Annotated in this window: 15 protein-coding genes; 8 read left to right on the forward strand and 7 right to left on the reverse strand. The window is 70.3% G+C overall.

The features are described from left to right. Window positions 1–286: 286 nt before the first annotated feature. Together ACWEKR_RS19995 and ACWEKR_RS20000 are read right to left on the reverse strand one after the other, a co-directional pair. Window positions 287–2092 carry a dynamin family protein gene (locus ACWEKR_RS19995; protein WP_452355744.1) on the reverse strand — a complete coding sequence of 602 codons (1806 nt, stop codon included), beginning with the start codon at window positions 2090–2092 and terminating at the stop codon, window positions 287–289. Between the two features lie 82 nt (window positions 2093–2174). Further along, on the reverse strand, window positions 2175–4328 hold the full coding sequence (locus ACWEKR_RS20000; RefSeq protein WP_452355745.1) for a hypothetical protein: 2154 nt from the start codon (window positions 4326–4328) through the stop codon (window positions 2175–2177). Window positions 4329–4802: 474 nt separating this feature from the next. On the opposite strand from ACWEKR_RS20000, the gene ACWEKR_RS20005 reads away from it, so the two are divergent. Together ACWEKR_RS20005 and ACWEKR_RS20010 are read left to right on the forward strand one after the other, a co-directional pair. Next, window positions 4803–5495 carry a response regulator transcription factor gene (locus ACWEKR_RS20005; RefSeq protein ID WP_452355746.1) on the forward strand — a complete coding sequence of 231 codons (693 nt, stop codon included), beginning with the start codon at window positions 4803–4805 and terminating at the stop codon, window positions 5493–5495. Next, complete coding sequence (locus ACWEKR_RS20010; RefSeq protein WP_452355747.1) at window positions 5492–6757, forward strand: sensor histidine kinase; 1266 nt, start codon at window positions 5492–5494, stop codon at window positions 6755–6757. The genes ACWEKR_RS20005 and ACWEKR_RS20010 overlap by 4 nt, the downstream gene beginning before the upstream one ends. Window positions 6758–6761: 4 nt before the next feature. On the opposite strand, the gene lepA is transcribed toward ACWEKR_RS20010, so the two are convergent. Next, entirely contained in the window at window positions 6762–8663 is a 1902-nt protein-coding gene (gene lepA / locus ACWEKR_RS20015; RefSeq protein WP_452355748.1) for a translation elongation factor 4, read from the reverse strand. Window positions 8664–9239: 576 nt separating this feature from the next. Between lepA and ACWEKR_RS20020 the strand changes: the two genes are divergently transcribed. Then, the gene (locus ACWEKR_RS20020; protein ID WP_452355749.1) at window positions 9240–9794 is read left to right on the forward strand and encodes a type II toxin-antitoxin system PemK/MazF family toxin; all 555 of its coding nucleotides are present in this window, start codon (window positions 9240–9242) and stop codon (window positions 9792–9794) included. 7 nt (window positions 9795–9801) lie between these two features. Continuing rightward, window positions 9802–10206 carry a DUF5360 family protein gene (locus ACWEKR_RS20025; protein WP_452355750.1) on the forward strand — a complete coding sequence of 135 codons (405 nt, stop codon included), beginning with the start codon at window positions 9802–9804 and terminating at the stop codon, window positions 10204–10206. Window positions 10207–10254: 48 nt separating this feature from the next. Here the strand turns inward: ACWEKR_RS20025 and ACWEKR_RS20030 are convergent, their stop codons facing one another. Continuing rightward, window positions 10255–11043: an aquaporin gene (locus ACWEKR_RS20030; RefSeq protein ID WP_195087075.1), complete on the reverse strand. Its 789-nt coding sequence runs from the start codon at window positions 11041–11043 to the stop codon at window positions 10255–10257. A 614-nt stretch (window positions 11044–11657) separates the two neighbouring features. On the opposite strand from ACWEKR_RS20030, the gene rpsT reads away from it, so the two are divergent. Together rpsT and ACWEKR_RS20040 are read left to right on the forward strand one after the other, a co-directional pair. Further along, window positions 11658–11918: a 30S ribosomal protein S20 gene (gene rpsT, locus ACWEKR_RS20035; protein ID WP_195087077.1), complete on the forward strand. Its 261-nt coding sequence runs from the start codon at window positions 11658–11660 to the stop codon at window positions 11916–11918. A gap of 175 nt (window positions 11919–12093) precedes the next feature. Then, entirely contained in the window at window positions 12094–12339 is a 246-nt protein-coding gene (locus tag ACWEKR_RS20040) for a hypothetical protein (RefSeq protein WP_159845215.1), read from the forward strand. A gap of 7 nt (window positions 12340–12346) precedes the next feature. Here ACWEKR_RS20040 and ACWEKR_RS20045 read toward each other — a convergent pair whose 3' ends face one another. Continuing rightward, window positions 12347–13159, reverse strand: a complete 813-nt coding sequence (locus tag ACWEKR_RS20045) for a helix-turn-helix transcriptional regulator (RefSeq protein WP_452355751.1) — start codon at window positions 13157–13159, stop codon at window positions 12347–12349. Window positions 13160–13683: 524 nt separating this feature from the next. Here ACWEKR_RS20045 and ACWEKR_RS20050 point away from each other — a divergent pair. Both ACWEKR_RS20050 and ACWEKR_RS20055 read left to right on the forward strand, forming a co-directional pair. Continuing rightward, window positions 13684–14754 (forward strand): aldo/keto reductase, encoded by a 1071-nt coding sequence (locus ACWEKR_RS20050; protein WP_452355752.1) that lies wholly within the window; start codon window positions 13684–13686, stop codon window positions 14752–14754. Window positions 14755–14845: 91 nt separating this feature from the next. Continuing rightward, a complete protein-coding gene (locus tag ACWEKR_RS20055; protein ID WP_452355753.1) occupies window positions 14846–15478 on the forward strand; it encodes a maleylpyruvate isomerase family mycothiol-dependent enzyme in 633 nt (210 codons plus the stop codon). Window positions 15479–15716: 238 nt separating this feature from the next. On the opposite strand, the gene holA is transcribed toward ACWEKR_RS20055, so the two are convergent. Together holA and ACWEKR_RS20065 are read right to left on the reverse strand one after the other, a co-directional pair. After that, window positions 15717–16688: a DNA polymerase III subunit delta gene (gene holA, locus ACWEKR_RS20060; RefSeq protein WP_452355754.1), complete on the reverse strand. Its 972-nt coding sequence runs from the start codon at window positions 16686–16688 to the stop codon at window positions 15717–15719. 437 nt (window positions 16689–17125) lie between these two features. After that, on the reverse strand, window positions 17126–19690 hold the full coding sequence (locus ACWEKR_RS20065; RefSeq protein WP_452355755.1) for a ComEC/Rec2 family competence protein: 2565 nt from the start codon (window positions 19688–19690) through the stop codon (window positions 17126–17128). Between the last annotated feature and the right edge of the window lie 82 nt (window positions 19691–19772).

Genomic DNA, 19772 nt, shown 5'->3' on the forward strand with positions numbered 1-19772 from the left:
GCGAAGGGCCACGATCCGACACCGCAGGGCCACCCGGACCGACCCTGCGAAGGGCCACGATCCGACACCGCACGGCCACCCGGACCGACCCTGCGAAGGGCCACGATCCGACACCGCACGGCCACCCGGACCGACCCTGCGACGATCGCATCCGAAACCGCAGGGTCAGCCGGACCGACCCTGCGAAGGGCCACGATCCGACACCGCACGGCCACCCGGACCGACCCTGCGACGATCGCATCCGAAACCGCAGGGTCAGCCGGTCCGACCGGCCCCTGGGGAGGGTCTACGCGGGAACGAGCCCTTCGGCCTCCTCGCGCAGCGCGCGCACTCTGCCGAGCTGTGCGTCGAGGTCGGCGATCCGCTCCGGCCTGCGGTCGCCGTACTTCCCGTAGTTCTCCTCGGCTCGCCGCAGCGCGTCGTCCGCGCCGCGGGCGACCTCGGTCGCGATGTCGGTGAAGTGGTCGCGCAGCACCCGCTGCATGGCGCGCAGGCGGTTGCGCGACTCCTTGCCGACCTGGAAGATCACGTCGTCCATCAGGCGGGCCACCGCCACCTTGGCTTCGGCCCGGCGGCGCAGCTTGCGGTTCTTGCGGTCGTCCCACAGCGCGTTGACGCCCAGCAGCACGCCCGCGCCCGCCGAATACCAGTTCACCAGTGACATGCCCAGCAGGCTGGTGGCCAGACCGACCATCAGGATGCCGCCGTAGGAGCCGCGCAGACCGGTCAGGAACTGCTGGGTCACGCCGGCCTTCGCGCTCTCCAACGGCTCCAAGGGCTGCACCGCCTCGAGCACCTCGCCCGGGTTGGCCAAGCGCAGGTCCGGCAGCGGAGGGGTGCGGTTGTCGGCCGGGAATTTGGCGGCCACCTGCTCGCACAGCTCCATGGAGCGGTAGTGCGCCACGGCGAAGTTCTCCTCGACCGCCTCGCAGATGCGCGCGTCCAGATCGGCGCCGAAGTCCTTCCACCGGCGCGCCGGATCGGTCTGGGCGATCTCGGCCTCGGCGTCGCGGATCAGGCTGCGCAGCCGGTGACGCAGATCGTGCTCGATGTCGGCCATCAGCTCCGTCGCGCCGTCGACCAGCGTGACCTGCCAGTTCGCGGTGCGCTGGCGCAGCTGGTCGGCCTCGTCGCGGGCGCGGGCGAGCTGGTCGGTGATCTCGGCCCGGCGCCGTGGATCGCGCAGCGCCTCGGCTTCGGTGCGCAGCGTCAGCGCGAGGTGGTCGCACACCAAGCGGATGTCCTTGGCCGCGGCTTCCAGCGCCACCGCGTCCGCGCGGGCGACCACGTAGTCGCGCAGATGATCGATCAGCTGCGGCACGCCGGATTCGATGTCGCGCTGGTAGTCGCCGGTCAACCCGGCCTGCCGGTGCAGTTCCGCGGAAACCGGCGCCACCGCGAAGCCCAACCCTGCCGAGTCCAGCAGTTCGCGGTTGCGCTGCTGGGTGCGCGACCAGTGCGGGAACACGTCGATCTTGTTCAACACGCAGATCACGGTCGGGCAGATCTGCTGGATGCGCTGCAGTTCGGCGATCTGCTCGGCGGTCAGCTCGGTGCCGGCCTCGCCGACGTAGAGCACGGCGTCGGCCGCGGCGATCATCGACCAGGTGGTGCGGTCGTCGCCCAGCGCGCCCGGTGCGTCCATGACCACGACGCCGTCGGCCAGCAACGGGCTCGGCTGGGTGAACTCGGCGCGGACCACGCCCTGGGTGGCCAGCGCCGGACCGGGATCGAGCGGGTCGACCGGCTGACGTTCGGTGCGGCCGTACTCGGTCTGCCGCACCAGCGTGGCGGTCGGCTCCGGCCCGTACTCGACGATCACCGGGACGCTCAGATCGCTGTCGGTCGCGCTGACCGAGGCGCCGACCAGGCTGTTGACCAGTGTGCTCATGCCGTTCTTCGGACGACCGACGACCACGAACCGTACCCGGGGATCGCTCACCCTGGCGCGGACCATGCCCAACCGGCTGCCCAGGTCGTCGCGTCCCGCGGATCGGGCCGTCTCCCGCAGCTCGTCGAGTATTCGGATGAGCGGGGCCATCGCGTCCGGATGTTTCACGGTCGCAGCCTTCAGCCCGGCAGCGGCAGACAACCCCTCCTCCTTACTCTCGGTGACTTTCGTTCAGGTACCCCCGGCGCGCACTCCGCAGTCCTCGCAACCGCGCGCGACGCTGCTACATCAGTGCGATGTCCGACACATCGGACGCGTAGTGATGCGTGTCCGGCATGGCCGGCTCCGGCAGCAAGGCACTGGAGAGGCCGCCCGCGGACAGCAGTGCGGAGTGATCGTAGTCGTGCTCCGGGAATCCTGGACCGGCGACGGGGTCGGCCGACAGCGGCGCGGAGATCCCGTGCGGCTTCGGGTCGATCACCTGCGGCTTGATCGGCGCCTGGGTGGGCACCGGGGCGGTGTAGGTCGGGGCGTGCGGTTCGACGGTGGGCACCGGGGCGGTGTAGGTCGGCTGGTCCGGCGCGGAGTACGTCGGCTGCGCAGGCCGGCTCACGGTCGGCACGTCACCGGTCGGCAGGTCGCCGGTCGGGTAGGTGCTGTGCGAGGTGCCGCCGGTGCTCGGGCGTCCGGCGCTGCCGCCCGGTGTGGTCACATCGTCGTCCGGGGTGGCCGGAACGTGCGTGGGCGCCGGAGTCTGGGTGACCGTCGCGCCGGGGGTCTTGGTGATCGGCACGTCCGGCGCGGTCGTGATGCCGCCGTGCGGCGCGGTGGTGACGCCGGGGGTCTTCGTGATGTCGAGATCCGGCGTCTTCGGCGTGGACGGGGCGGTCACGTCGCCCGGAACGCTGGGCGTCGGCGTGGTCTTGACGATCGTCGTCGGGGCGGGCACGGTCGCCGTCGGCGAATGCGTCGGGTGCGACGGCTGCGGGTCGGATACCGGAGCGGGCTTGACCGACGGCGCCGGCCGCACCGCGTCGAACAGCGCGGGAACGGCCGCGGCCGGCGCGGTGAGCACGGACGGTCCCTCCGGGGCGGCGAGGACGTTCGCGATAGGGGTCGAGGCGACGTCGGGCTGGATCGTGGTCTGCAGCGGCGTGGCCGCGACGACCGGCGCGGCGGCGACCGCAGCGGGCGCGGGCGCGGGAGCCGGGGCGGCGGGAGCGACCGAGGCGACCGGCGCGACCGCTCCGGCGGGAGCGGCCGGAGCCGAGGCGGACAGTGGCTGGGCGACGCTCGAGACCGTCGACGACTGCGCGGCTCCCGCGGACGGGGACTGCGCCACGCCGGACGCCGCCGACGACTGCGTCGCGGACGAGCCCGGTGGCGTGAGCGCGCCCAGCAGGCCGGAGTGGCCGTGGCCGGGCGCGTCCTGCTCGGCGGTGTGGTCGGTGCCGTCCGGCACGCGGATGCCGTCGCCCAGCCAGTCGGTGAACTCGTCGAGCTGCTCGCCGACATGGCCGACGCCGACGTCGACCTTCATCTCGGAGGTGAAGTAGATCCCGTTCGGGCCGAGCCCGAAGTCGACCTGCCACTGCGTGCCGACGAACGCCCCGAGATCGCCGCCGCCCTGCCCGACGCCGTCGAACGGATCGCCCGCCGCGGGCGTCGCGCCGATGCCGTTGCTACCCGGCAGGTCGAAGACGGTGGAGCCGGGCGCGACGAAGCCGTTCGAACCGGGCAGGCCGAAACCGTGTCCGGCTTGGCCGAGTCCGTGGCCGGGCAGGCCGAACCCGTGCCCGCCGGGCGACTCGAGATCGTTGGAAGCCTCGGACCGGGCTCCCGGCAGCGCGGGACCGTGGGACACGTGGCCCTCGGTCCCCGGAATGGTCAGACCGGATCCGGAACCCTCCGTGCCCGGGATGCCACCCAGTCCGGGAACGCCGTTTCCGGACTGGGCGGGCAGTTGCATCCCGTGCCCGCCCGCCTCACCGCCGGGCAGCGTCGGCAGCGGGAATCCGGCATCGGTCCCGCTGTAGTCGCCCTCGAGCGTGGGCAATGACGGGGCGGCGCCGGTGCCGGGCAAGGTGAACGCGGGGCCGACCGGCCCCGGGGCCGGGTTGCCGTGCGCCACCGGAGTGTTCGAGCCGTGCGCGGAGAACGGCGCGGGTTCGACGACCGGGTCCGGGAACGTGATCACCGGGCTCGGCTGGTCGGGGTCGGGATCGGTGCTGTGCGCCCAGCCGGTCTGCCAGCTGTCGAGGCGGGATTCGCCGGGCTGTGCGGGGACGCCGCCACCGTTGGCGGCCACCAGGGCGCCGCCGGTGACGTAGGCGCCCGCCCGCGCGACCCGCGCAACGCCGGTGGCCACGCGGTAGGCGGTATCGCCGGCGCGCTCGGCCCCTTCGGTGTCGTCGTCGAAGGGCAGATCACGCGTCATAGAAGCTCCACTCTCGGTTGTCCAGCATCCTCACTACGCCGGTCCGAGCAAGTGAAGATCACCCAACAGTATTTCGGGAATACTCGCCTGTCACATTCTCCAGGACTGGAGAGAATGGGACTGTGCTGGGCAACACAACCTTGCCATCGGAATTACCGGATCGGAAGCCCCATTTGCGGCGGCCTTCCGGACCGCATGCAGGTTCGAACAGCCCCCGCTACCAGGACCGATCGTTACGTCAGCCGTATGGCCGCGAACGCGTCGGGAAAAAGTAATAGAACTCTGAGATTTGCCGACGGAGTGCTGAAGATCCGCTTCTCGCCGTGGAATTCGAGAACCGGCCGTTCGGCGGCACGGATGTGCGGGCACCACACCGCGGGCGTAACGACCGGACGACTGCCGGCGAGATCGCGCTCCACGCGCCCAGTCGGCAGCCGGCCCGTCGCTCCCAGAGTGTGGGATTAGATTGACACCATGGCCGGACAACGAATCCTGGTCGCGGACGACGAGGTTCGTGTCCTCGCGTCGCTGCGGCGGGGACTGGAGCTCTCCGATTTCGAGGTCGTCACCGCGTCCGACGGGGCCGAAGCGCTGAGCATGGTCCGCGCCACCACGCCCGACGCGATGGTGCTCGATGTCAACATGCCCGAACTCGACGGCGTCGGCGTGGTCACCGCCCTGCGGGCGATGGGCAACGACATCCCGATCTGTGTGCTCAGCGCGCGCACCGCGGTCAGCGATCGGATCGCCTGCCTGGAGCGCGGAGCCGACGACTACCTCACCAAGCCGTTCGATCTCGGCGAGCTGGTCGCCCGGTTGCACGCGCTGCTACGGCGCAGCCGCAAACCGGTACGGCGGCCGCAAGAGGCGCGCGCGGTAGGGCGGGTGCGCATCGACCCGGCCGGGCGGCGGGTGCTGGCCGGAGGCAGAACGGTGGAGCTGACGAAGCGGGAATTCGAGGTGCTCGCCCTGCTCGCCGAGCACGCGGGCATCGTGCTCGGCCGCGAGCAGATCCTGTCCGCCGTCTGGGGATACGACTTCCCCACCGACACCAACGTCGTCGACGTGTTCGTCTCCTATCTGCGGCGCAAACTGGAGGCGCACGACGTGCCCCGGGTGATCCACACCGTGCGCGGCGTCGGCTTCGTCCTCCGGGAGGAACCATGAGCAGGTCACCGTCGCTGCGCACCCGGGTGGCCGTCGTCTCGGGGGTGGTCGCGGCGCTGGTCGCGCTCACCTTGACGATCACCTTCGCGGCTCTGCTCGACGCCAGCGGCGAACGCCAGCTGGACGAGACCGTCTCCTCGATGGCGGTGCGTGTCGCCGGGCCGCGCGAAGCGGTACCCGCGCAACCGGTTCCGCCGGCCGAATCCACCGTATCCCCGTTGTCCCCCGGGCATGCGCCCGCGGACGCACGCGGGCCGGGCGCGCCCGCCGACGCGGCGATCGCCCGGGTCGACGGTCTGCCCGGCGTGCTGGTCGCGCTCGATCCCGACCGCGATGTCGTGGCGTCGGCCATTCACCGCAGTCAGCGCATCGGGTTCGGCATCGGCGTCGCGGGCGCGCTCCTGGCCGCCCTGCTCGGCTGGTTCCTGGCCGGATTCGCCGCGCGGCCACTGCGCCGCCTGGCCGACGCCACCCATCGCATCGACACCCTGGAGGAACTGCCGCCCTTGTCCGGCCGGGGCGCGCGGGAAGCCGAGGAACTCTCCGACGCGATCACCCGCATGCTCGCCCGGCTGGAGGCCGCGCACCGCGCCACCCAGCGGGCGCTGAGCGGCGCGCGCGACTTCGCCTCGGTCTGCGCGCACGAATTGCGGACGCCGCTCACGGCTTTGCGCACCGACCTGCAGGTACTGGCCACCAAAGAGATACCGGAGGAGCAGCGCGGCGCGATCCTGTCCGAGGTACTGCTTGCCGAGCGGCAGATCGAGAACACCCTGACCGACCTGGAACGCCTCGCGCTCGGCGAACTCACCGAGCCGGACGTGTTCGAATCGTTCGACCTCTGCGACACCCTGGACCGGGCGGTGCACGACGCCCGGCGCAGGCATCCAGGAGTCGACGTCCGGCTCGCGGAATGCGCCCCGGTCACCGTCACCGGTCTGCCCGGTGGCGTCCTGCTCATCGTCACGAACGCCGTCGCCAACGCCGTGCAACACGGGCGTGCCCGAACCGTCACCGTCACCGCGCGATCCGGTCCGGAGGACACCGTGGAAATCCACGTCGACGACGACGGCCACGGCATCCCCGAGGCGCTGCGCGCCGACGCGTTCGACCGCTTCGTCAAAGGGCCCGGCTCCCCCGGCTCCGGCCTCGGTCTGGCCTTGGTCCGCCAGCAGGCCGAATTGCACTCCGGCACCGCGGAACTCGATGAGAGCCCCGTGGGCGGCGCCCGCCTGCGCGTACGGCTGCGCACGGCGGGCTAGCCGCCTACTTCTTGTCCTTCGGCTTGTCCGAAGCGGCGTCGGAGGACAGCGCGGCCACGAAGGCTTCCTGCGGGACGTCGACCCGGCCGATCGTCTTCATCCGCTTCTTGCCTTCCTTCTGCTTCTCCAGCAGCTTGCGCTTGCGGCTGATGTCACCGCCGTAGCACTTGGCCAGCACGTCCTTGCGGATGGCGCGGATGTTCTCGCGGGCGATGATCTTCGACCCGATCGCGGCCTGGATCGGCACCTCGAACTGCTGGCGGGGGATCAACTCGCGCAGCTTGGTGGTCATCTTGTGCCCGTAGGCCTGGGCCGCGTCGCGGTGCACGATCGCGCTGAACGCGTCCACCGCCTCGCCCTGCAACAGGATGTCCACCTTCACCAGCTGCGACTCCTGCTCGCCCGACTCCTCGTAGTCCAAGCTCGCGTAACCGCGGGTGCGGGACTTCAGCGAGTCGAAGAAGTCGAAGATGATCTCCGCCATCGGCATGGTGTAGCGCAGCTCGACGCGGGTCTCCGACAAGTAGTCCATGCCGCCGAGCTCGCCGCGACGGGACTGGCACAGCTCCATGATGGAGCCGATGAATTCGCTCGGCGAGATGATCGTGCACTTCACGACCGGTTCGTAGACCTTGCGGACCTTGCCCTCCGGCCAGTACGAGGGGTTGGTGACCACGTGCTCGGCGCCGTCCTCCATCTCCACCCGGTACACCACGTTCGGCGCGGTCGAGATCAGGTCGAGGTCGAACTCGCGCTGCAGGCGCTCGCGGGTGATCTCCATGTGCAGCAGGCCGAGGAAGCCGCAGCGGAAGCCGAACCCGAGCGCCACCGAAGTCTCCGGCGTGTAGGTCAGGGCGGCGTCGTTGAGCTGCAACTTCTCCAGCGCGTCGCGCAGATCCGGATAGTCGGAGCCGTCCACCGGATACAGACCGGAGTACACCATCGGGCGCGGCTCGCGATATCCGGTGAGCGGTTCGCTCGCGCCGCCGCGCGCACCGGTCACCGTGTCGCCGACCTTGGACTGACGCACGTCCTTCACGCCCGTGATCAGGTAACCGACCTCGCCCACGCCGAGCCCCCGGGTCGGCTTCGGCTCGGGCGAGACGATGCCGATCTCCAGCAGCTCGTGCGTGGCGCCGGTGGACATCATCTTGATCTTCTCGCGCGGGGTCAGCTTGCCGTCCACCACGCGGACGTAGGTGACCACGCCGCGATAGGTGTCGTAGACCGAGTCGAAGATCATCGCGCGGGCGGGCGCGTCGGCCTCGCCGACCGGCGGCGGCACCTGGGCGATCACCTGGTCGAGCAGATCCGTCACACCCTCGCCGGTCTTGCCGGAGACGCGCAGCACGTCCGACGGCTCGCAGCCGACGATGTGCGCCAGCTCGGCGGCGTAGCGCTCCGGGTCCGCGGCGGGCAGGTCGATCTTGTTCAGCACCGGGATGATCGTCAGATCCTTGTCCAGCGCCAGGTACAGGTTGGCCAGCGTCTGCGCCTCGATGCCCTGCGCGGCGTCGACCAGCAGGATCGCGCCCTCACACGCCTCCAACGCACGGGAGACCTCGTAGGTGAAGTCCACGTGGCCGGGGGTGTCGATGAGGTGCAGCACGAAATCGGTGCCCGCGTGCTCGCCCGTCCTCGGCGTCCAGGGCAACCGCACGTTCTGGGCCTTGATGGTGATGCCGCGTTCGCGCTCGATATCCATCCGGTCCAGATACTGCGCACGCATCTGCCGCTCCTCGACCACACCGGTCAGTTGCAGCATCCGGTCGGCCAGCGTCGACTTGCCGTGGTCGATGTGCGCGATGATGCAGAAGTTCCGGATCCGGGCGGGATCGGTGAACGTCGTGTCGGCGAAGCTGGCGGGCACTCCACTCCTCATGGGTATCGGCAAACTGCCGTCCATCGTCCCATGATGCTGTGTTGGTTTTTGCAGCGCCTGCGGTGCTGCGTGTTCACGGCCCCGGGAAGTCTCGCGTTCGAGCGACCGAAGCGCATGCGACGCAGTCGCGAGTCGCGGTCGCTCGAACGCGAGACGGGCCGCGAACGGCGCTCGTAGGACTCGGACCCGGGCGGGTCGGAAGTGTGCTCGGGCGGCGGCCCCTCGGTTCGCCGGTCCGCATGGCGCGCGGTCTCCTCGGGCGAGGACGTCCGAAATGGCCGTGCGTATGCGTCCTCATGCATCGGCCTTTCGGATTCGGCCACCCGAGCATGCGGAATCGCCGCATGCCACCCCGCCCACGAAGCCGCCGCCCGCACTGCCGCCGAGCGCTCCGTGCTGTCCCGGCGGCGAGCACGTTCTCCGTCTTTGCCGCCTTTGTGCACCGCTCATCGACCCCGTGGCGGGCAGCGGCCGGATGCTTCACCCGATCCCGGGCGGCGAGTGCGCCGGACTCCACGCGTGCTCGGAGGCGAATGACCTCGGCGACACAACGGATCCCACGCGGGTGAGAAGCGGCGGGTGCGCCGTTATCCTCCTGAGATGGCCCGAAGTTGGAACTCCCTCGGCAAGCAGATCGGTCTCCTCGCTAAGCAACAGGGTCCAAAGATCGTCAAGCAGCAGGGTCCCCGGCTCGTCGACCGGCTCGTGGGGTCGCTGGCCCAGCGGCGCACGAACGGGGGCGTCGCGGTGCGGCCCGCCGCGTCGATACCGGTCCCCACCGCCGAACGGGCCCGGCAGATCGTCTACTCGCCGCAATTGGACGGCCGGGCCGATCCCGGGGAGATCGTCTGGACCTGGGTGCCGTTCGAAGAGGACCCGAGCAACGGCAAGGACCGGCCCGTGCTGGTGGTCGGCCGCGATCGGCGCACGCTGCTGGGCCTGATGCTGTCGTCGAATCCGCAACGCGCGTACGACCGCAACTGGATCGGCATCGGCAGCGGGCCCTGGGACCACGACGGCCGTCCGAGCTGGGTGCGACTGGATCGGGTGCTCGACGTGCCGGAGGCGGGTATACGCAGGGAGGGCGCGATCCTGCCGCGCAAGACCTTCGACCTGGTCGCCCACCGGCTCTGCGCCGAATACGCCTGGCACTGAGGACGACATGTCGCGCGTACTCGGGCCGACCAAGATCGCCATGCTGGTCACCGACATCGGTTTCCTGCTCTACTGGGCGATCGCGTTCGCCCGGGTGCTCCCGCCCGAGTGGGCCTACAAGGACTACGCCGATCCGATCCTCGGCGACTGGAACTACTCGTTCGTCGTGCTGGACCTCGCCGCGAGCGCCACCGGCCTGGCGAGCCTGTGCCGCGGGCCGGGCGGACGCACCCTGCTGACCATCTCCTTGACGCTGACCAGCGTGGCCGGGCTGCAAGCCCTGGCGTTCTGGACGCTGCGCGGCGATTTCAGCCCGCTGTGGTGGGCGCCCAACCTCTTCCTGCTGCTGTTCCCCCTCCCCGCCTTGGTCACCCTGGTATGCGACGGCCCGCAGGAGCGAGCGACGAGCTGACGATGCCGCCGCGCCCGCGGGCCGATGACCCGGGAGGGAACGCGCCGGTCAGGAGATCATGTCGCGGGAACGGCCGAACAGCAGGCCGTACAGCAGCGCGCCGAGGCCCCCGCCGATCAGCGGGAACACGATGAAGGCCCAGACCTGCCCCATCGCGCCGTCCTGATAAGGCGCCACGGCAAGACTGCGGGCCGGATTCACCGAGGTGTTGTCCACCGGAATCGACACCAAATGGATCACCGCCAGCGTGACGCCGATGGACAGGCCGGCCAACGGCACGTCCGAGAGCTGGTCGGTGGACGACAGCACCACGAAGACCAGCAGCGCCGTGAGCATCACCTCGACGATGATCATGGCGGCGATCCCGAACCCGTTCTGCACCACCACCTCGCCCAGCGGCCCTCGGATCGCCGACGGGCTGTGTTTGCCCCACCCGTTCGCGCCGAGACCGTCCACCGACCGGTCGTACGACGGCAGGTTCTTGGCCAGGGCGAACAGCACGAGTCCGGCGAGGAGCCCGCCGATCAGCTGCGAGATCACATACCCGGCCGCGGACACGCCGCTGAGCCTGCCGAGCAACAGATGCCCCAGGGTGACCGCCGGGTTGACGTGACAGCCCGAGATCGGCCCGATGGAGTAGACGAGAAACATCAGCGACAGGCCGAAGCCCAGCGCGACACCCAGCGGACCGACCTTGTCCCCCGCCAGCACCGCGGTGCCGACGCCACCGATCACCAGGACGAAGGTGCCGAGCGCCTCGGCGCCCCACTTCTTGCTCTCGGGGATCGGTTTGTTCTCGACAACCTCTTCGACCATTTCCTGGGCCGTTGGAGACATCTGTCCACCTTCCGCGTTCCAGACATGTACTCGGACGAGTCGTGGTACCGCTTCGACAACAGAGCCGCTCGAACAGCAACGGTTGCTCTGAGGACGCTACGCGAGTCGGATGATCTCTACAACGACTTCGGGGCCGGTCGAGCCGCCGCCGGAGAAGACACCGGGCAGCATCGACCCCGCCACGGCCCCGACAGCAGGAGAGATGCCATCATCGCAGGTGAAGCTGCCGCTTATGTTGTTGTCCCGCCGCACGCGCTGCTCACCCGGTGCTGATATCCCGCGCCGGGCAGCGGTGCGGGCCCCGAGATAGCTGGTCCGCATCAACTCGCGCCTCCCTGGCCGGTACCGCGACGCAGGAAGCACATGACCGTCCGTCTTCCCTGGACGCCGTCGCGGTCCGGTCTCCAAGGCTGGGATCAGCCGAACGCCCGGCTGCCCGGCGGAACGCGAGCCCGTCACCCACGATTCGACCGGTCGGGTGTCGATTTCGCGTGCCGGACGGCGACTGGTAACCTCGACCTTCGGCGCTGCGTTACCCGTCCACCTCGGGTATGTCGCGCGCTCGACGAACTTTCCCAGGACAGACCTACCAGACAGGAACACGAGGAACCGGCGTGGCCAACATCAAGTCCCAGCTGAAGCGGATCCGCACCAACGAGGAAGCGCGCAAGCGCAACCAGTCGGTCAAGTCCGCGCTGCGCACCGCCATCCGCGGCTTCCGCGAGGCCGCGGCCGCCGGTGACAAGGAAGCCGCCGCCGCGCGCCTGCAGTTCGCCAGCCGCAAGCTGGACAAGGCCGCCTCGAAGGGCGTCATCCACGCCAACCAGGCCGCCAACAAGAAGTCGGCGCTGGCGCTGGCCTTCAACAAGCTCTGATCCACCCGGTACCGCAGGCCGGTACCGCGCTCGTGCTGTGACGCAGCCGCCGTGGCCTCGATGACCACGGCGGCTTTTGTCGTGCCCGGTCGGCAACCTGGCCGTGAGGGCGTTCTACCTGGGCTTTCAAGATTCGGCCCGCGCCGTGTCAGAGGTTCCAGCTACCATTCCGCGCATGGTAACCGTGTATGCCAATCAGACGGTCGTCCGCGCCGAGGATCTGCCGGATGTGATCCGCGCGGCCGAGGTGCTCGGCTTCGGACTGAAGATCGAGAATGTGCTCGTTCCCGACGACGACGGCGGTTACTCGTTGGAGTGGATCGTCACCCGGGACGAGGACGTGCCCGCCTACGAGGAGTGGGAAGGCCGCTACGAGGACGCGGACGACGACGGCGAACTGGTGCTGAGCTCCGCGGAATGACACCCGGTCACGGCGCATCCAGGGCGGCGACGAGCCGGTCCAGCGCCGACTGGGATTCCGCGTCCGCGGCGCGGTAGATGATGATCCGCTGGTCGGGATCCTGCACGGGCATCAGCACCTCGTAGCTGACGACCAGCGGACCCACCAGCGGATGCCGCAACGGCTTGTTGCCCCGCCCCTGCACCCGCACGTCGTGGCGGGCCCACGCCTGCTCGAACTCCGCGCTGTACTCGGTGAACTCGGCGATCAACTCGGCCAGCGCCCGGTCGTCCGGGTGCGCGGCCCACGCCGCGCGCAGATCCGCGATGCCCTCCCGGATGATGCGCTCCCGCTTGACATAGAAATCCCGCATGCTCGGGTCGAGCAGGCACAGCCACATGGAGTTGCGCTGCCGCTCCGGCAGCGCGCCGAAATCCGTGATCAACGCCGCCATCTCCCGGTTCCAGGCCAGGATGTCGTAACGATGGTTGACCAGCATCGCGGGCAACGGCGAGAGGTCACACACCAGCATGGCCAGCGCGGGCGAGGGCACCGTGCTCGGCTTACCGTGGTCGGGCTGCCGCTGCAGCGCCAGATCGAAAAGGTAGGCGCGCTCGTCGTCGTTCAGGCACAGTGCCCGCGCCAGCGCGTTCAGCACCTCCACCGACGGTCGCAGCCCCCGCCCTTGCTCCAGCCGCACGATGTAGTCGGTGCTCACCCCCGCCAGCTCGGCGACCTCTTCCCGCCGCAACCCGGGGGTCCGGCGCGTCTGCCTGCGCTGCGGCAATCCGAGATCGGCCGGCGTCAACCGCTCCCTGCGGGCACGGAGGAACGCTGCCATCTCATGCACCCGATCCGCCGCGCTGACGGACCCCACGTGGGTGCGCGCACCCCCACTGCCCGATCCGGAGTCACGGCGCGGGGCTGGCTCCTGGCCACTCCCCGGAGCTCCGTGGTCAGATGGGCTCCGACCCCTTGGACCGCGATCGAGACGCTGGGCCAGATCCGGTTCGCTCCCGGGTCCGCCGTGATCGGACCAGCCGTCACCACCCGAACCGCGAGCGGGACGCTGGGTCGGGTCCGCGCCCTTCCCTGGCCCAGTGTGGCTTCGCGGGCCGCTGTCGGCCCCGGGATCGTCGCGCTGCGCCGACTCCGCGCCGCTGCCTGGCCCACCATGGTCGCGGGGGCTGCCGCGGCCGGGCCTGAGGTCGCGGCGCGGGATGGGGTTCACCGTGCCAGTCATCACCGTCGATCCTACGGCTGCCTAGGACTGGACTTCCCAGGATGAAGCTTCCCTTACTGGGCCGCGCGCGCCGTTGAAAACTGTCTTCCGACCACATGGCATCGCGAAACAAGGAGCTGGACATGTCCGGAGCCCGCACCCTCGACACCTACCGGCTGCTCGGCCGCTCCGGCCTCAGGGTGTCTCCCCTGTCCTTGGGAACCATGACCTTCGGCGCCGACTGGGGCTGGGGCGCGGACCGGGACGAGGCCCGCAAGATCTTCGACACCTACGTCGACCGAGGTGGCAACTTCATCGACACGGCCAATCAGTACACCAACGGCACCTCAGAGCAACTGCTCGGCGAATTCACCGCGGATAACCGCGAAAGCCTGGTGCTGGCCACCAAATACACCATGCTGCGCCGCCCCGGCGACCCGAATTCCGGCGGCAACCACCGCAAGAGCATGGTCGGCTCGGTGGAGGCCAGCTTGCGCAGGCTGAACACCGATTACATCGACCTGCTCTACCTGCACGCCTGGGACTTCCTGACCCCCGTCGAGGAAATCCTGCGCGGCATGGACGATTTGGTGCGCTCGGGCAAAGTGCTCTACGTCGGCATCTCCGACGCACCGGCCTGGCAGATCGCGCGGATGCAGACCATCGCCGACCTGCGCGGCTGGTCACCGCTGATCGCGCTGCAGATCGAGTACAGCCTGATCGAGCGGACCGTCGAGCGTGAGCTCATCCCGATGGCACGCGAACTCGGCCTCGGCGTGATCCCGTGGTCGCCGCTGGCCAGCGGCGTGCTCACCGGTAAGTACAGCCGCGCCGACCTGGACCACGAAGTGGACGGATCGCCCGAGGGCAGCCGCAAGAACGTGGCCGCCGCCAACGGCTCGCTCACCGAACGCGGGCTCGCCATCGCCGACGTGGTGAAGCAGGTCGCGGGCGAGATCGGCAGCAGCCCGTCGCAAGTGGCGCTGGCCTGGACGCTGCTCGATCCCGCGGTCACGTCGCCGATCATCGGCGCACGCACCGCCGCGCAACTGGAGGACAACCTCGGCGCGCTCGACGTGGAGTTCGACGCCAGTCAGCTCGCCCGGCTCGAACAAGCCGGCGCGGTGGAGCTCGGATTCCCGCACGAATTCCTGAACCGCCCGATGACCCGAAGCGTCACCTTCGGCGATCTGAAGATCGAAGGGCGCGGCTGATCATCGCTGCGCGTGCGGCGAATCACCCTTCGATCAGTTCGGGGCCGCCGCACCGTCCACATCGGTGCCAACACCGACCGGGAGGATAACCATGGACTTGGACAAGATCACGATGTGGACGCGCGCCGAACGTCTCGGGCTCGCCGACTTCCTCGACGACCTGGACTACCCCGAGTGGGCGGTCGAGTCCCTGTGCCCGGGCTGGACCGTGCACGACGTCTTGGCCCACCTGACTCTGTCCAACCGGGTCACCCTCGGTGCGACGATCGCTGGAATCCTCCGGGCGCGTGGCGACTGGAACCGGATGACGGAGCGGATGGCGCGCGAGCGAGCGCGTCGGTACTCACCCGCCGAACTGATCGCGCAATTGCGGGAAGGCGCCGCGTGGACCCGGCGGGCGCCAGGGGCAGGGCCACTGGACCCGCTGGTGGACACCATGATTCATGGGCAGGACATCGCGCGTCCACTCGGCCGGCGACGCGTCGTGCCCGTCGAGCAAGCCGTCGCCGGGCTGGAGCACGTGCTGCGCAGCCGGTTCTACGGCAGCCAGAAGCGGCTGCACGGTATCCGTCTCGTGGCCACCGACGCGGAGTGGTCGTCGGGTACAGGGACAGCGGAGATCAGCGGACCGCTCGGCGATCTGCTGCTCGTGGCGACGGGTCGCGCGGCAGGGCTCGCCGGGCTGACGGGAACGGGTGTAGAACGGCTCACCAGTGCGTTATAGGCCCGTCTCGGCGGCCCCGTTGCCCCTCGACTCCCCGTCGACGCCCGCCGCGACGTCGCCGATCGGGTCGGAGGGCACCGGCTCGGCCGGTTCCGGGTCCGGCGGACCCGGAACGGTCCTCTGCTGGCTGCTGCACCCCAGCCCGGTCTGCCAGATCTGATCGCCTGCGCGGCACCGATCGTGTGAGCTGATCACTCGGAACCGGTCGATGTCGGCGGGCTGATCGAATCAGGCGCGATCAGCCCGCCCCGTGCAGATCGAGGATTCGGGTGAGGGCGTGTTCCAACGCGTAGCCCGTATCGGCGGCGCCGCCCTTCACATCGGCGTTGAGGGTGGCGACGACCTGAAGGGCGGAGCCGATGGTCGCGGGGGTCCAGTTGCGAGCCTGGGCTTGCGCCTTCTTCACCTTCCACGGCGGCATGCCGAGTTGCTGGGCCAGTTTGAACGGATCACCGCGGCCCGCCGAGCCGACGCGCGCGATGGTGTGCACCGAGTCGGCGAGCGCGTCGGCGAGCAGGACGTGCGGCACGCCACGGTCGTTCGCCCACCGCAGCGCCTCCATGGCACCGGGGCGATCGCCGGCAACCGCGAGTTCGGCCACGTCGAATCCGGAGACCTCGGCCTTGCCCGAGTAGTAGCGGCGCACGGCCGCCACATCGATCTTTCCGCCGGTGTCCGCGGCCAACTGCCCGCACGCCGCCGCCAGCTCACGCAGGTCCGAGCCCACTGCCTCCAGCACCACTTGGACGACCTCGCCGGACACCCGCACGCCGGCGGTGCGGAACTCACCGCGCACGAACTCGACGCGCTCGGCGGCTTTGGTCAGCTTCGCGCAGTCATGAGTAACGGCCCCGGCTTTCTGCAAGGCGGGCGCGAGCGCCTTGGCCCGGCCACCTCCGGAGTGCAGAGCGACGAGCACCACGCCCTCGGGCGGGCTCTGCGCCGCCTCGGTGATCACCGCGACCGCGTCCTTCCCCGCCTCGGCCGCGGCCTCCAGGATGATCACCCGGTCTTCGGCGAACAGCGACGGGCTCAGCAGTTCCGCCAGTTCCGCGGTGCTGGCGTCCCCCGCGCGCAGTCGATCGACGGGCACCGCGTCCGGATCGGGAGCCAACGCCCGGACCTGCGCGGTCAGCGCACTCAACGCCCGCTCGATCAGCAGCTCTTCTTCCCCGAGTACCAGGTGCACCGGCGCTGGTCGCTCGCTCACGACAGCGTTTCCCCGGGACCGGGGGGCACCGTGCTCGACGGCATTGCCGGATTGCTCTGTTCGCCGCGCTTGTCCACAGCCCGATCCTACGATCCGGGACCGACACCTCACCTCCCCCGGCCCACCGGATATCGTGGCTCCGCCACCCGGCAGACCGCGATGCTCGGCTCCCGCCGACCCCATCGGACCGAGCCGCGGCTCGCACTGCGCCCGAACTCCTGTCCGCCACGGCTCCCGGCGGTTCCGCGCCGGCGGATCCGGCCCACCGAATGGCATCCGATGCGCATCGCGTCCCTGCACCCGACGGGGCTCATAGCATCCGGATCCCCCTGCACCGACGGGGCGCAGCATTCGGCCGCCCGGGGTCGCCGTCCCAGCGGTAGAGGCCCGATCGCGTGGGCTTCGCGTCGCCCCTGGCCTCCTGTGCCCGCCGGTCGTCATCGCGCACTCGTCACGCGGAGGTTCCCGTCGCTGCCGGAGACCACGAGGTCACCTTGCCGATCCGTGCGGACCACCGTCGCGCCGAGGGCGGACAAGTCCGCCAACACCGCGGCATCGGGATGTCCGAAGGTGTTGTCGGCGCCGACGCTGACCAGTACGAGCCGAGGACGCACCGCGTCGAGGAACTGGCGCGTGGTGGTGTGTGATCCGTGGTGCGGGAGTTTGAGCACGTCCGCCTGAATGGGAATCCCGGCCCGCATCAGCGCGCGCTGGGCGGACGCCTCGATGTCCCCGGTGAGCAGGAGGCGTCCTGCGGGCGTGCGGGCGGTGACGACAACCGAACGGTCATTGGCGTCCTCGGTTTCGGTGCCCCGGACCGGTCGCGGGCCGTTTGTGGACGGCGCGAGCACCTGGAGCTCGATCGACCCGAAACTCAGCAGGTTTCCGGCCGACAATTCCAGCAGCGGCACGCCCGCGCCTCTGGCGATGGTCACGACCTGGGCGAGACCTGAGACAGGGGCGCCCACCTCACCCGAGCGACGCGCCGGCCTTCCACTCGCGTATTCCACTGCACTACAGGTCATTTGCGTATGCCACTCCCGCTGAGAAAGACGACGATCTGCGAGCGACACGCTTCGCATCCCGCTCTGACCGACCAGACGGCTTCGGTCATCCTCCCCATAGGTTTTCCCGAAACCGGTACGGCCGTATCCGTCCGCAGCCGGTGTCGGCGGGGAACCGCATCCGAGACCGACGTCCGCAGGCACCCGATGGGCTTCGCCGGGTGGCGCAGGCGGAGGAAGCCCGTCGAGTTCGTGAATGCCGACGGCTATCGCGTCGACCGCGCGACCATGCAACGCGCCGGCGAGCCCGTCGATATGGTCGGCGTGCGGATGGGTGAGGATCAACAGGGGGATGCGCGATATGCGCAACCGGTCCAGGCAGGTACGAATCGGGCGCGGGTCCGGCCCCACATCGATCACGACCGCGGCGCCGGGGCCGACCGACAGAGCCAGACCGTCTCCTTGTCCGACATCGCAGGCCGCGAAGACCCACCCGCTGGGTGGCCATCCCGGATGCCAGATCCGCACCGGCACCAGGACCACCGCCACACCGAGCACCACCGCGGCGGCGACCCGCCGCACGGCTCGGGCACGCGAGGCCGCGACCACGATCGCTACGACGACACCCGCGATCACTCCCCCCACCGCTCCGCCCGGCACCGCGACGGAGGCGCCGGGCAGCGCGGCCGCGTGGCGGGCCACCCACAGCAACCACCACAGCGGTGGCGCCGCGCAGCGCAGGACCAGGTCGGCGAGCGGTGCCCACAGGCTCGCCAGCACCGCTCCGCCCGCCCCGGCGACGGTGACCGGCGCGATGACCGGGGAGACCAGCACATTCGCGAGCACCGTGACCAGGCTGAGCCGCCCGGTGAGCGCGATCACGATCGGCGTCGTCACCACGAACGCCGCGGCGGACACGGCGACCGTCTCGGCGGCCACCCGCCACCATCCCCGGGCGCGCAGCCAGTCGGCCCAACTCGGCGCCAGCAGAATCAGGCCGCCCGTCGCGACGACCGACAGCGCGAACCCCGCGTTGACGGCGAGCGCGGGCCACAGGGCGAGCAACGCGATGATCGCGGCGCACAGCGCGGGCAGCGCCTGCTTACGCCGACCGGTGAGCACGGCCAGCAGGGTGATCGCGCCCATCGCGCCGGCGCGCAGCACACTGGGGTCCGGCCGCGCGACGACCACGAACATGAGCAAGGCCGCGGCGGCGACGGCCGCGGCGGCGCGCGGGCCGAGCGTCAGCAGGCGCACGACGAACAACACGACCGAAAGCAAGATGGTGAAATTCGCCCCGCTGACCACCGTCAGGTGCTGCAGCCCGGCGATCTCGAAGTTCTCGCGCACATGCTCGGACAGCGCTGAGGTGTCCCCGACGACCAGCGCGGGCAGCAGCCCCGCGGAGTCGGACGGCAGTGCGCGCACGGCCGATGCGGCGAAGGCGGCGCGCACCGTATCGGCGCCGCGCTGCCACCAGGGCAGCGGCCCGGCGGCGGGTGATCCTTGCGCGTGGAGGGTCACGACGGTGAGGTCGGCCCGGCGCGGCTGTTGCACCCGGGCGCGGAACTCGACCGGCCCGCCCGGCGACAAGCCGGCCCACTCCGGGCCGGAGGCAAGGACGACCACCGCGCCGCCGGTATGCACGGTGACACCACCGCGCCGGTACTCTCGCAGCTCCGCGCGTACCACCCATTGCCGATTCGCACCGGAGACTCTGCCGCGCAACGGTTTCGGGTCGTCCGTCGGGGTGACCACCACCTGCACGGACTGTCCCGCCGCCGCCCGCAGCGGGTGGGTCGCCACGCGATGTTCCCGCCATGCCGCGGCAGCCGCGAATCCCGCACCCAGCAGCACCGCCGCGAGCGCCACCACCGCTACCGCCCGCCGGCGTTCGCCGCGGTGCGCGAGGGCCCACAGCAACAGCATCCACAGCCCGATGGCCGAGACCGTCAACGCGACCGCCAGCGCAACCCCCGCCCGCCACCCCGCTGCCACCGCCACAATGGTCGCGCCCCAACAGCACAAGGCGGCGGGTAGCAGACGAGCGTCCAGCACCTGTACGGCGCCCGGTTCCTCC

The sequence above is a fragment of the Nocardia sp. NPDC004573 genome, from assembly GCF_053602135.1.